Origin of the sequence: Amycolatopsis sp. NPDC051758 (genome assembly GCF_044453095.1) — a bacterium.
In the GTDB taxonomy this organism is placed as follows: Bacteria; Actinomycetota; Actinomycetes; order Mycobacteriales; family Pseudonocardiaceae; genus Amycolatopsis.
Map to the genome: position 1 here is coordinate 63,165 of NZ_JBITCJ010000005.1, position 13,029 is coordinate 76,193.

At 69.6% G+C, this 13,029-nt stretch carries 12 protein-coding genes; 4 read left to right on the plus strand and 8 right to left on the minus strand.

The window, feature by feature from the left end:
• Positions 1 to 3: 3 nt before the first annotated feature.
• The 3 genes from ACIA5G_RS23695 to ACIA5G_RS23705 all read left to right on the plus strand — a co-directional run bounded on the left by ACIA5G_RS23695 (position 4) and on the right by ACIA5G_RS23705 (position 2,997).
• Positions 4 to 1,551, plus strand: a complete 1,548-nt coding sequence (locus tag ACIA5G_RS23695; RefSeq protein ID WP_395926651.1) for a GMC family oxidoreductase — start codon at positions 4 to 6, stop codon at positions 1,549 to 1,551.
• 110 nt (positions 1,552 to 1,661) lie between these two features.
• Positions 1,662 to 2,402, plus strand: coding sequence for a DUF899 domain-containing protein (locus ACIA5G_RS23700; RefSeq protein ID WP_395926653.1), 741 nt, complete (start codon positions 1,662 to 1,664; stop codon positions 2,400 to 2,402).
• Positions 2,403 to 2,562: 160 nt separating this feature from the next.
• Entirely contained in the window at positions 2,563 to 2,997 is a 435-nt protein-coding gene (locus ACIA5G_RS23705) for a VOC family protein (protein ID WP_395926655.1), read from the plus strand.
• Between the two features lie 102 nt (positions 2,998 to 3,099).
• Here the strand turns inward: ACIA5G_RS23705 and ACIA5G_RS23710 are convergent, their stop codons facing one another.
• From ACIA5G_RS23710 to ACIA5G_RS23740, 7 genes are all read right to left on the minus strand, one after another.
• A complete protein-coding gene (locus tag ACIA5G_RS23710; protein WP_395926657.1) occupies positions 3,100 to 3,876 on the minus strand; it encodes an acetoin reductase in 777 nt (258 codons plus the stop codon).
• A 76-nt stretch (positions 3,877 to 3,952) separates the two neighbouring features.
• Positions 3,953 to 4,411 carry a nitroreductase family deazaflavin-dependent oxidoreductase gene (locus ACIA5G_RS23715; RefSeq protein ID WP_395926659.1) on the minus strand — a complete coding sequence of 153 codons (459 nt, stop codon included), beginning with the start codon at positions 4,409 to 4,411 and terminating at the stop codon, positions 3,953 to 3,955.
• A gap of 145 nt (positions 4,412 to 4,556) precedes the next feature.
• On the minus strand, positions 4,557 to 5,897 hold the full coding sequence (locus ACIA5G_RS23720) for a nucleotide disphospho-sugar-binding domain-containing protein (protein WP_395926661.1): 1,341 nt from the start codon (positions 5,895 to 5,897) through the stop codon (positions 4,557 to 4,559).
• 150 nt (positions 5,898 to 6,047) lie between these two features.
• Positions 6,048 to 7,232, minus strand: a complete 1,185-nt coding sequence (locus ACIA5G_RS23725; RefSeq protein WP_395926663.1) for a macrolide family glycosyltransferase — start codon at positions 7,230 to 7,232, stop codon at positions 6,048 to 6,050.
• A gap of 124 nt (positions 7,233 to 7,356) precedes the next feature.
• Positions 7,357 to 8,916: a GMC family oxidoreductase gene (locus ACIA5G_RS23730; RefSeq protein ID WP_395926665.1), complete on the minus strand. Its 1,560-nt coding sequence runs from the start codon at positions 8,914 to 8,916 to the stop codon at positions 7,357 to 7,359.
• A 33-nt stretch (positions 8,917 to 8,949) separates the two neighbouring features.
• Positions 8,950 to 10,311 carry an aspartate aminotransferase family protein gene (locus ACIA5G_RS23735; protein ID WP_395926667.1) on the minus strand — a complete coding sequence of 454 codons (1,362 nt, stop codon included), beginning with the start codon at positions 10,309 to 10,311 and terminating at the stop codon, positions 8,950 to 8,952.
• A 109-nt stretch (positions 10,312 to 10,420) separates the two neighbouring features.
• Positions 10,421 to 11,650, minus strand: coding sequence for an acyltransferase family protein (locus ACIA5G_RS23740; RefSeq protein ID WP_395926669.1), 1,230 nt, complete (start codon positions 11,648 to 11,650; stop codon positions 10,421 to 10,423).
• Positions 11,651 to 11,933: 283 nt separating this feature from the next.
• Here ACIA5G_RS23740 and ACIA5G_RS23745 point away from each other — a divergent pair, with 283 nt between their 5' ends.
• Positions 11,934 to 12,704: a thioesterase II family protein gene (locus ACIA5G_RS23745; RefSeq protein ID WP_395926671.1), complete on the plus strand. Its 771-nt coding sequence runs from the start codon at positions 11,934 to 11,936 to the stop codon at positions 12,702 to 12,704.
• Between the two features lie 18 nt (positions 12,705 to 12,722).
• Here ACIA5G_RS23745 and ACIA5G_RS23750 read toward each other — a convergent pair whose 3' ends face one another.
• On the minus strand, positions 12,723 to 12,977 hold the full coding sequence (locus ACIA5G_RS23750; RefSeq protein ID WP_395926673.1) for a hypothetical protein: 255 nt from the start codon (positions 12,975 to 12,977) through the stop codon (positions 12,723 to 12,725).
• Positions 12,978 to 13,029 lie beyond the last annotated feature (52 nt).

The window sequence follows — 13,029 nt, forward strand, 5'->3', positions numbered from 1 at the left end:
AGCATGTACGACTACGTCATCGTGGGCGCCGGTTCGGCGGGGGCCGTGCTCGCGGCCCGGTTGACTGAGGACCCCGACGTCCGCGTCTGCCTGGTCGAGGCCGGCGGCCCGGACGCGGTCCAGGACATCCACGTCCCGGTCGGCTTCGCCAAGCTGTTCCGCACCGACCTCGACTGGGACCACGACACGCACGAGGAGGAGCACCTGCAGCGCCGGCGCGTCTACCTCGGGCACGGCCGGGTCCTCGGCGGGTCCAGCGCCACCAACAACATGATCTACGTCCGCGGCAACCGGCTCGACTTCGACGGCTGGGGACAGCCGGGCTGGAGCTACGCCGACCTGCTGCCCTGCTTCCTGCGTGCCGAGGACAACGAGCGCGGCGAGTCGGAGTTCCACGCCACCGGCGGCCCGCTGCGGGTTTCCGACGGCCGCTCGAAGAACCCGATGTCGGCCGCGTTCGTCGACGCGGCCGCGCAGGCCGGGTTCAAGCGCACCGAGGACTTCAACGGCGCCGAGCAGGACGGTTTCGGCGAGTTCCAGGTCACCCAGCGCGACGGCCGCCGCGAGAGCACCGCGACCGCGTACCTGCACCCCGCCGCGGACCGGCCGAACCTCACGGTCGAGACCAACCTGCGGGTACACCGGGTGCTGGTCGAGAACGGCCGCGCGACCGGTGTCACCGGCGAGCGCCACGGCGAGGAGGTCACCGTCCGCGCCGAGCGCGAGGTGATCGTCTCCGCCGGGGCCTACAACTCCCCGCAGCTGCTGCAGCTGTCCGGGATCGGGCCGGCCGGGCTGCTCGGCGCGCTCGGCGTGCCGGTGGTCGCGGACCTGCCCGCGGTCGGCGCCAACCTCCAGGACCACGCGCTGATCCCGCTCGTCTACACCCACGAGCACCCGATCAGCCTGCTCGCGGCCGGCGCGCCGGAGAACATCGCGAAGTACATGGAATCGGCGAGCGGGCCGCTCACGTCGAACGGCCCCGAAGCCGGCGGGTTCATCCGGACGAGCTCGTCGCTGGCCGCCCCGGACGCGGAGTTCCTGGCCGCGCCGGTGATGTTCTCCGACGGCGGCCTCGGCACGCCGACCGGGCACGCGGTCTCGTTCGGCCCGAGCATGCTGACCCCGCTCAGCCGCGGCAGCGTGTCGCTCGCTTCGCCGCACCCGACGGCGAAGCCGAAGATCGTGCACAACTACTTCGCCGAGCCCGAGGACCTGGCCGCCGCGGCCGAGGCGCTGCGGGTCGCGCTGGAGATCGCCCACCAGCCCGCGCTGGCGCCGTACACGACGACGCCGTACCGGGTGCCGGCGTCGGACTCGGACGCGGACCTGCACGCCTACATCCGGGCGTACGCGCACTCGACGTACCACCCGGCCGGCACCTGCGCGCTCGGCGCGGTGGTCGACCCGCAGCTGCGGGTGCAGGGTGTCGACGGCCTGCGCGTCGCCGACGCCTCGGTGATGCCCACCGGCGTGCGCGGCAACCCCAACGCCGCGGTGATCGCGATCGCCGAGCGCGCGGCGGAGCTGATCCGCGAGACCGCACGATAGGAGTTGCGCCGGGCCGCCGCCCCGTCCCAGAATCGCCAGCAAAAGGACTAGCCGGCCGAGTAGGCTGCCGATGCTGTTTTCCGCGTCGCCAGAGAGGGAAGGGGCGGCTCATGAGCCTGCCGAAAATCGTTTCCCAGGACGAGTGGTACACCACGCACAAGGAATTCCTCGTCAAGGAAAAGGAGTTCACCCGGGCGAAGGACGCGCTGAGCGCGGCGCGCCGTGAACTGCCGATGACCGAGATCGAGAAGGATTACGTCTTCGACGGCCCGGCGGGCAAGCTTCGCCTGGGTGATCTTTTCCAGGGACGCCGTCAGCTGATCGTCTACCACTTCATGTTCCACCCCGACTGGGACGAGGGCTGCCCGGCCTGCTCGTTCCTCGTCGACCACTTCGGCAACTGGTCCCACCTGAACCAGCGCGACACGACGATCGCGGTCGTGTCGCGGGGACCGCTGGCGAAGCTGCTCGCCTACCGGGAACGCATGGGGTGGAACTTCGACTGGTACTCCTCCGGCGGCAGCGACTTCAACTACGACTTCCACGTGACCCTGGACGACAAGGTGGCGCCGCCGAACCACAACTTCGAGGACCGCGCGGCCCTCGAAGCGCGGGGCCTGACCGAGTTCCCCGGCATGGAGGTGCCGGGCATCAGCGTCTTCCTGCGGGACGGCGAGCGGATCTTCCACACGTATTCGACCTACGCGCGGGGGACCGAGGTGTTCGACTCGACGTTCCACGCGCTCGACCTGACGGCGCTGGGCCGCCAGGAGCCGTGGGAGAAGCCGGAGGACCGTTACTCCGGTCCGGTGAAGGGGATCCGCCGACACGACGAATACACCGACGAGTAAACCGGATTTTTCGCGAATAAACCTCCGATGGCGATCGGGACGGGCCCTGCGGGCCCATTCCCGGTCGCCATCTCGCGTGTTGTGGCGGGCCGGCCGGGAAGGACCTCCGAAATTGCGGGGCCGCGCGGCGGAAAGTAACGTCGGCCCCTATACTGTGGACATGGCAATTCAACGAATGGACCACGTGGGCATTGTGGTCGAAGATCTCAAGGCCGCGGTCGCGTTCTTCGTCGAACTCGGCATGGAGCTGGAAGGCGAAACGACGGTCGAGGGCAAGGCGACCGACCAGCTCATCGGGCTGGAGGGCGTCGTGTCGGACGTCGCGTTCGTGAAGACCCCGGACGGCAGCGGCCGGATCGAGCTGTCGGTCTTCCGCCATCCGGTGGCCGAGGACTCTGCGCCGAAGGCGCCGCTGAACGTCCCGGGCATCCCCCGCATCACGTTCGTCGTCGACGACCTCAAGGAGACCCTGGAGCGCATGCGCGCCATCGGCACCGAGTTCGTGGGCGAGACGGCGCAGTTCGGGAGCTACTGCCTCTACTGCAACGTCCGCGGGCCCGAGGGTGTCATCATCGGGCTGGTCGAGGAGCTGTGACCGGCGCCGGCTGACCGGTGGCACAAAAGAACGGACGCCGGCGATGTCAGTACGAGTGACATCGCCGGCGTCCGTGGGGTGGCAGCCGGTGGGGCGCGCCGGCTACCGCATCACCATGCCGCCGTCGATGACGACGGACTGACCGGTCATGAAGTCCGAGTCCGGCCCGGCCAGGTAGGACACGAAGTTCGCGACGTCCTCCGGCACCTCCACCCGGCGCAGGACGGCACCCTGCGCGAAGGTGGTCATCGTCTCGCGCGGCTCGTTGCCCAGCTTGGGGCCGAGCACCTTGTCGAGCTCCGCCCACATGTCGGTGTCGACGATGCCGGGGCAGTAGGAGTTGACGGTGATCTTGTGCTCCGCCAGTTCCATGGCCGCGCTCTGGGTGAAGCTCACCACGCCGAACTTCGTGGCCGAGTAGGCCGAGAACTGCGGAACGCCGGTGTGGCCGGCGCCCGAAGCGGCGTTGATGATCTTGCCGCCACCGTTCTTCTTCATGGTCTCGGCGGCCGCCTGGATGCCGTACAGGACACCGAAGACGTTGACGCGGAAGAGGTCCTCGAGGTCCTGAGGGGTGACCTCGAGCAGCTCCTTCGTCTGGCAGATGCCCGCGTTGTTCACCATGATGTCGAGCGAGCCCAGTTCGGTGAAGGCTTCGTCGACGATCGAGAAGATCTTGTCCCGGTCGGACACGTCACCGGGCACGACCACGGTCTTCCGGCCCAGGTCGTTGATTTCCTCGGCGGTCGCCTTGGCCGTGTCGGGGTTGAGGTCGTTGACCGCGATGTTCGCCCCGTCCTTGGCGAGCCGCAGCGCGATCGCCTTTCCGATCCCCCGGCCGGCGCCGGTCACGAGCGCAGTTTTTCCAGCGAGACTCAAGACCTTCTCCTTAGGTTTCCGTGGTCAAGCCGGTCGCCGGCCACGGCGGTTTACTGGTGATCTACTCGGTGTTCTCTCACGCGGCTGATTCGGCGCCTTGCTCGACCGGGGTCAGCACGAAAAGGGGGATCGACCGGGTGGTCATCCGGGTGTAGTCCTCGAACTCGGGCCAGGTTTCGACGGCCCGGGACCACCACGCGTCGCGCTCGTCACCCGAAATCTCCCGCGCGACGAACTCACCCTTGTCCGCACCGTCCTGGATCTGGACGCGCGGTTCGCGGGTGATGTTGTAGTACCAGCCCGGGTGCTTGTCGGAGCCGGCCGACGAGGCCACGAGGGCGTACTGCCCCTCGTGCTCGATCCGCATGACCGGGACCTTGCGCGTCCGGCCCGTTTTCGCCCCGGTGCTGGTGAGCAGGACGACCGGCCGGTCGTTGTACAGGTAACCGTCGGTACCGTTCGAGACTTCGTACTTCTCGACGTATTGGCTGATGTACTCGACCGGACTCGGCGAGTATTCCCCGTCTGTAGGCATGATTCCATTTTCTCAGTCGTCGTCGGGCCTGGCCAGCAGTTCGGCACGGGCGGAGAAGGTGCAGATGTTTCGATCATTCTTTTGTCGACCGGAAACAAAACCTGGCGGGAGCCGGTGATGCTGCCGCCACCGGCTCCCGCCACTGCTACCGGGTCTTGTGCTGCTCGGCCAGCCGCTCCAGGGTCGGGACGAACTCGCTCGGGCTGGGCTGGGCCAGCCAGTCGTTGCGCAGCCGGTCCGCCTGGTCCTGGAAGTGCTGCTCGTTCAGCACCCGCAGGATCTGCTCCCGCATCTCCAGCGGATCGGGGTTGGCGACGTTCATGACGAGGCCCGCGCCCGAGTCCGTGACGTACCGGGCCAGTGCCGGCCCCAGGCTGTACCGCGAGCGGCCCAGCCGGTCGCCCGAGCCCGGCGTCACGTGGATGTCGTGGCCGACGAAGTCGACGACGATCTGCCGCACGCCGTTGGCGATCGCGGGTGTCACCGTGCCCATGCCGCCGTGGTGGATGAGCAGGTCACACGTCTGGATCAGCTGGTTGAGCGGGACGAAGTCCACCACCCGCACGTTGTCCGGGATCTTGTCGACCTGCGACAGCTGCTTCTCGTTGAGCGTCGCGACGACCTCGATGTCCAGCACCGACACCGCTTCCAGCAGCGCCGGGATGTGGGCCCAGCCCTCGGCCATGAACGACCGCTCGGACAGGCCGAGGGAGATGGCGACGCGGGGACGCTCCGGCTTCGGGTAGATCCAGTCGGGCATGACCTGCTGCTTGGCGTGCGGGATCCAGCGCAGCGACAGCGGCTCCGCGGAGACGAACGGCCCCACCGCCGGCGGCTGCGGGTTCACCGTGAACTGCCCGACCAGCAGCTCCTGGTTCACCTCGACGCCGTAGCGGTCGGCCATCCCGCGGACGGTCTCGGCGAGCGGGTTGTCGACCTCGACCCCGGCCGCCTGGACCCGGTTGACGCGGTCGATGCTGGCGCAGAACACGTCCGGGCAGGTCCACCAGCGCGCCTGCGCGGCGCCGACGGCCTTCCCGGCCACCGCGCCACCCGGCATGCAGGGGTCCCACAGCACGAGGTCGGGCTGCCAGGTGCGGAAGAAGCTCACCAGGCCGTCCATCGCGGGCATCGGCTCGGCCGGGTCACCGCGGTAGGGCAGGAAGTCCCACATCGACGGCACGTAGTACTGGGTCAGCACGTTCCAGTGCTCACGGTCCGGGTCGTCCTTGGTGAACGCCAGGGCTTCGGTGATCTTCTTGAGGTCCACGCGCTCGTCGACGTAGGGCGACGCCGGCCCCAGGAGCGGGGTGCTGTCGGCCTCGCAGATCGACACCGGGGTCAGGCCCATCGCCGCGACCTCGTCCGCGATCGCCGGGTGGGACGTCACGACGACCTCGTGGCCCGCCGCCTTGAGCGCCCACGCGAGCGGAACCAGGGGATACAGATGTGCCGATGCCGGCCAGATGACGAATGCTACGCGCATTTGGAACTCCTTAGACGTTGCCTCGATCTGAACGCGTCCGACACCACGGTGTCCCGAAAGCACCCGGGCGGACCACCTCGGAATTGCGGAGAACGGCGCAAGCGCGTTTCTCACCAACAACTCCCGAGGTTCGTGGCCTCCGGGCGCGGTTCAGCGTGCGTAGGCTTCGAGTGCGTCCGCTCCCGCTTTCGCTCCGCCGCAGTTCTCGATGATCTGCTGGTACCGCTTCACGCCGGCCAGGATCTCCTCGTCGTGCGTGATCTGTTCGACCGCGCTCCGCAGCGTCGCGGCGTCCAGCGTGGCGGGGTCGAGGACCCGCGACAGGCTCTCCTGCTCGGCACGCGTCGCGATCAGCTGGCACATCGGCACCGGCGGCACGATCACCATGGGGACGCCGAGCGTCGTCGCGTCGAAGAGGGTCTTGATCCCCGTGTGCGACACGACGGCCGAGGCGTGCTTGAGCACGTCGAGCTGCGGGAAGTGCGGGCGGACGTCGAAGTTCGCCGGAATGGGGCCGAGTTCGCCGACGTCCAGCTTGTGTGCGGCCAGCGCGATGTTCCAGTCGAGGTCACCGAAGGCTTCGAAGCACATCTTGTAGAACTGCGGGTTGTTGTTGAACAGCGTGCCGAAGGAAATGAACAGCGTCTTCTTCGTGGGGTCAGCCGGCGCCCAGGTCCCGGCCTGCAGCCCGCTGTTGTCCAGCGGCCCGATGAACTGGAACCGCTCGTCGAACGTTTCCGGGCCGTACTGGAACTCCTTGGGGATCAGCACGAGGTTCAGGTCGTCCGGCGAGGTTCCCTCGAGGGCGTCGTCCTGCCACTCGACGCCGTAGGTCGCCGCCGTCTCCTTCATCGCCGCGAAGTAGTTGTGCCAGGGCCACCCGGGGTCCTGAGCGGTCCAGTCGTCGGCGACGGCGATGGCGTCACGCATGCCGAGGGCTTCGTTGAACGCGAAGTGCGGCACCAGGGACGCCGACGGCACGTCGAGGATCTTGCCGAGGATGCGCCCCGCCTCGGTGGTCAGGTCGTAGCACAGCACGTCGGGCGGGTCGGCGGTGAACTCGCGCAGCAGGATCGGGAGGCTGTCCCGGACGCTGCCCGACATCGCGGACAGCATCGCGTCGACACGTTCGTCGGTCGCCCCTTCCGGCCAGAACATGGGGGGCACCTTGGCCGGGATCTCGAGGACCTTCGCGCCGGTGGCCGCGACCGCGGGCACGCACTCCGGGCCGGTCGCGTAGGTGACGCGGTGGCCGCGGGAGAGCAGCTCGGGGACCAGCGGGAGCATCGGGTTGACGTGCCCGTGGGCGGGCTGGACGACGATGGCGACGTGCATGGGTATGAACCCCCGGACTAGGAGTGCGTGATCTCGCGGTTGTCTGATGGGACAGGCTCCGATCCGCCGACGCCGGATCGGAGCCTGCCCGTGGTCTGACCTGGTGCTCGCGGCGAGCCGCGGGTCAGGCCGCCTTGCGTGCCGTTCGGGCGCCGGCGATCAGATCGGCGGCGCGCTCGCCGATGACGATCGCGGACGCGTTCGTCGCGCCCCGGCCGATCGTGGGCATCACCGACGTGTCGGCGATGCGCAGGCCTTCCAGGCCCTGGACACGCAGTTCCGCGTCGACGACCTTGCCCATCGCCGCACTGCCGCCCGCGTGCCAGATCGGGTGGGCGATGCTGCGGATGAAGGCGAGGACGTCGTCCGCCTTGTCCGAAGCCGGCACCTGGTACGGGCGCGTGGTGTAGCGGGTCAGGGCCGGCTGGCTCGCGATCTCCAGCGCCGCCCGGACACCCTCGACGGCCACCACGCGGTCGTCCTCCGTGGTCAGGTAGTTGTGCTCGATCTTCGGCTTCGTCGTCGGGTCCGCCCCGATGATCGACACCTGGCCGCGGCTTTCCGGGGTCAGCATGACCGGGCCGAAGGTGACCGCGTGCTCGGTCGGCACCGAAAGCCCGCTGTCCGGGAACATCATCGGCCCGCAGTAGAACGAGACGTCCGGCGCGGGCAGGCCCGGCTTGGTGCGGATGAAGCCGCCGCCCTCCGGCCCGTTCGAGGTGAACGGCCCGGTGCCGTGCTCGAAGAACTCGGCCATCTCGGCGTCACCCGCCGCGATCGTGCTCACCGGCTCGTCGTGGGCGTAGATCAGCGGGACGAACAGGTGGTCCTGCAGGTTGCGGCCGACCTCCGGGTGGTCGACGGCGACGTCGACACCCGCGCCCTCCAGCACCCCGGCGGGCCCGATCCCCGAGTACATCAGCAGGGTCGGGGTGTTGTAGGCGCCGCCGGAGACGATGACCTCGGCCTCGGCCTGGAACGTCAGCTCCTCGCCGAACCGCTCGCCGGTCACGCCCGTCACGCGCGTGCCGTCGAGGGTCAGGCGCAGTGCGTGGAAGTTCGTGACCACCGTCAGGTTGGGCCGGTCCAGCGCGGGCCGCAGGTACGCGTCCGCGACGCTCCACCGGCGGCCGTCGCGCTGGGTGAGCTGGAACCGGCCGAAGCCGTCCTGCGACTCGCCGTTGAAGTCGTCGTTCGCCGGGTGGCCCGCCTCGAGGGCGGCCTCGATGAGCGCCGTCATGGTGATGTTGTTCGAACGGCCTTCCGAGACCCGCAGCGGCCCGCCGACGCCGTGGTAGCGGGACTCGCCGCGTTCGTTGTCCTCGGCGCGGCGGAACAGCGGCAGCAGCTCGTCGTAGCTCCACCCGGGCTGGTTCCAGCTGTTGTAGTCCAGCGGGTTGGCCCGGATGTAGAGCATGGCGTTGATCGAGCTCGTGCCGCCCAGGACCTTGCCCCGCGGGATGAAGATCCGGCGCCGGTCGAGGCCCGGCTCGAAGTGCGAGTCGTAGTCCCAGTCCACACTGGTGCGGAACAGGTCCCCGAACAGGGCCGGGATGTGGATCGTGTCCAACGTGTCCTGGCCACCGGCTTCGAGCAGCAACACGCGTGCGTCGGGGTCTTCGCTCAGGCGGGACGCGACGACGGTGCCCGCCGATCCGGCTCCGACGACGATGTAGTCGTACATCTCAACTTCCTTCCGCGGTTCGGGGGACGCCGGTCACGGGGCGATGTCGCCGGCCGGGCTGAGCCGCCCGACCACTTCGGCCACCGCGTGGCAGGCCCGCGCGATCTCCTCGGTGGTGGTCACCAGCGGCGGGGCGAGGACCAGGTTGTGGGCGTACGGCCGGGCGATCACGTTGTGCCGGGCGCGGATCTCGAACGCGACGGCGTCGCCGACGTGCCACTCCACCGGGATCTTGTGCTCGCGGTTCGACACGAGCTCGATCGCGGCCAGGGTGCCCTCGACCCGGACGTCGCCGACCGTGGGGAGGTCCTTGAGCCCGGCCAGGCCGGCCTTCAGCTCGGCCTCGATCTCGTGGGCGCGCCCGATCAGGCCCTCGCGCTCGATGATCTCGATCGTCTCCAGCCCGAGCGCGCACGCGACCGGGTGCCCCTGGAACGTGTAGCCGTGGAAGAACCCCTCCTCGCCGATGATCGTGTCGGCGATCTTGTCGGTCAGCACGACGGCGCCGAGCGCGGCGTACCCGCCCGCGATGCCCTTGGCCAGGGTGATCATGTGCGGGCGCATCCCGCGGTTCGGCGCGTCGAACCAGGAGCCGAGCCGGCCGAACGCGGTCACGACCTCGTCCGCCACGAGCAGGATGCCGTGCCGGTCGAGGACTTCCTGGATCCGCGGCCAGTAGTCCGCCGGCGGCGCGACCACACCACCGCCGGCCATGACCGGCTCGCCGATCATGGCGGCGATGTTGCCCGCGCCGATCCGCTCGATGGTCGCCTCGAGCTCCGCGACGCAGAAGTCGGTCGTCTCGGCGCCGCCGTACATCTCCGCCCGGTACGGGTAGGGCGGGGTCAGCTTCTCGAAGTTCGGCAGGTTCGGGCCGACGCCGTGCTGCATCTGCGGGAGGCCGGTGGCCGTGCCGCTGCCGTAGGTGGCGCCGTGGAACGAGTAGTGGCGGGAGAGGATCCAGGTCCGGTCGGGCTCACCGTTGCGGAAGTGGAACAGCCGGGCGGCCTTGATCGCCGTCTCGACCGCTTCGGAGCCGCCGTTCGTGAAGAACACGCGGTCCAGACCTTCCGGGGCCAGCCCGGCGATCCGGGTGGCGAGCCGGATCGCCTTGTCGTTGGAGAACTCCAGCAGGCTGGTGAAGAACTCGATCCGCTTGATCTGCTCGGCGGCGACCTCGGCGAGCTCCGGGCGTCCGTGACCGATCGGCGAGTGCCAGACCCCGCCGCCGGCGGCGTCGAGGTACTCGTTGCCCTCGGCGTCCCACACCGTGGAGCCCCGGCCACGGGTGATGATCACGCGATCCTTGATGTAGCCCCGCTGCATGGACCGGACGAGGTGCCGGCGGTCCAGCTCGTCGAGCTCAGCGGCGCTGAGGGAGTCGTTGTTGGTCATGGTGACGGAACCTCCGGGTGGAGAACGGGTCGTGGTGGCTCGGTGCTCGCCTGCCAGGGTGCTGCTCGAGCACCCCGGCAGGCGTCTCTTCGGTTGCGGGCACCGCCGGTCAGGCCGCGGCACGCCCCGGCCGGCCGGGGTCGTCACCGGCGTCCGAGGTGGTGCCCGGCGTGGTGTCCGCGCCGCCCCCGGTGATGGGCTGCGGGCGGGCGGTGCGGCGCGAGCGCCCCCAGCGCCGCATCGCGGGCCGCTCGACGGTGATGTACAGCAGCCGGGCGACGACCAGGGCCACGCCCATCATGACCAGCATGAAGAGGATCCCGGGGACCACACCCATCTTCGCGCCGCCCGGCAGCACCTTCGCGGCCACGAAGAGCCCGAGCGACAGCAACGGCAGGTGCACCAGGTAGAACGCGTAGGTGGTTTCCCCGAGCCAGAGGGCCGGACGGCTCTCCAGGAACCCGGGGCGGCTCCGGTCGCGGGTCGCCGCGCCGCCGACCAGCAGGGCCGCCGGGAACGCGAAGACCCCCGAGAAGCCGTAGTAGGGCGGCAGGAACGCGGTCGTGAAGGCGTAGACGGCGATGGCGATGGCAGCGGCCCAGCCGACCTTGATCTTCGGGAACCGCTTCTCCTGCACCAGGCGCGCGGTGAGCATGCCGATGAAGAAGTCGGGCAGCCGCGTGACCGGGAAGAACAGGAGCGCCTTGTGCTGGGCCCAGGTGCCGGAGGGGAACAGCGGGCTGGGCGGGCCGCTCGGGAGGATCGCGCCGATCACGACGGTGGTGGCGAGGACGAGCAGCCCGGTGGCCACCCACCAGTGCCACACCCGGTCCCGGCGGATCCGCCGCACCAGCAGGAAGAACAGCGGGAACAGCGCGTAGAAGAGGATCTCGACGCCCAGCGTCCACGTCACGGGGTTCGGCGACGGCGCCCCGAACGTCTGGTCCGTGACCCAGCCCTGCAGCAGGAACAGGTAGTTCACCAGGAGCGGGCCGAGCCCGATCGTGGCGCCGATCAGGAGCGTCACGCCGAGCGCCGGGAGGAACGTCACGAGGTGGTTCGGGAGGATCCGCAGGAAGCGCCGGCGGTAGAAGTCGCGCAGCCGGTACCCGGCCCCGGTCGACCAGGTGAGGACAAAACCGCTGAGCACGAAGAAGAGCGACACACCGAAGTGCCCGCCGTTGATGCCGATGAACGTGAAGTCGTGCGCGAGCTGGGCGTTCGCGAACGGCGCCAGGTAAGCGGCATGGGTGATGAAGACGAGCAAGGCGCCGAAGAGGCGCAGGCTCGTCAGCGCCGGCCGCGCGTCCCCGCGCGCGTCGATCGAGTACTGGGTCACGCAGATCACTCCCGATGTTTCATGGGCGCCTCGCCCGGGCTCCGGGCTCCGACTCACCTGGATGCGGCCCCGACGATCCCCCAGCCGCCGCCGGGAGCACGTCTCGTCACGTGCGGTTTCGGACGCCTTGCTCGCGCCGCGACGCGAAACACCGTGGCAGCAGCGTTTGCCGTCTCCTGCAGTGCTCAGTACGGGGCAGCAAACCGGAAGTTGCCGGGCGTTCCCCGCACCGATCATGCTGGCCGACGGGCGAGAGGGCGGACACGGAAGGGAAATCGATCCGGTGGCGCAGCAAGCGAACGATCCGGCCGGCCCTTGGCTCATCCGCGGCCCGGCCCGGCCCGGCCGGCCGAAGCTGTTCTGCTTTCCGCACGGGGGCGGGGCCGCCGCGGAATTCGTCCGCTGGGCGCGCCTGCTCCGGAGCTTCGAGATCAGCGCCGTCCAGCTGCCCGGCCGTGGTTCCCGCTTGTCCGAACCCGTGCTGACGCGCATGGACGACCTGGTCGCCGAGGTCGTCGGCATCATCCCGACCGGCGCGCCGTACGCGATGTTCGGGCACAGCTTCGGCGCACTGGTGGCCTACGAGGTCACCCGCGAACTGCGCCGAGCCGGGCGCCGGCTGCCGGAGCACCTGGTCGTCTCCGGCTTCCCGGCCCCCTCGACGCCCCGCACCGAGCCGCCCCTGCACCACCTTCCCGACGACGCCCTCCTCGACGAGGTGGCCAGGCGCCACGGCGGCCTGTCCGGTGAGGTCCTGGCCGACCCCGAGCGGAAGGCCAGGGTCGCTCGTTACCTCCGGGCCGACTACCAGATCCTGGAAACGTACGAGTGGCAGGCCGAAGCCCCGTTGCCGGTGCCGCTGACCGTGTTCGGCGGCACCGAAGACGCGTTCGGCCCCGACGCGCTGCGCGCGTGGCAACGGCACGCGAGCGGCGAAATCGGCCTCCGCTACTTCCCCGGTGACCACTTCTATTTCCGCCAGCACCGCGAAACGGTGCTGCGCACCCTGGCGGAGATCATCCCGGCGACGGCCCCCTCGGACCGGGCGGCCTGAGCAAGGGCTGCCGAGGCTTCAGGCCGCCGTTTCCGAATTGGACGGTCGTTGATGAGCGGATTCCGTGGTGTGGGGTGGTGGCTCCGGTGTGGACGGACCGATGGTCCCGAGGGCGGTGAGCGGTTGCGGGGTGGCCGACCGGGCCTTGAGGTGCCGCAGCTTCGTCAGGTGCCGCTGGACGAGGCCCGCGCGCCGGGCTTCGTCCAGGGTGGCGCGCGCGACGCTGTTGTCGCGGCGGCGCCGGTGCCGTCCGCCGGTTTTGTTGTGGTCCACGGTGGTGTCTCCGCCTCCTCGACGGTCATTGCTCGGTGTGATCGTCCGGTTG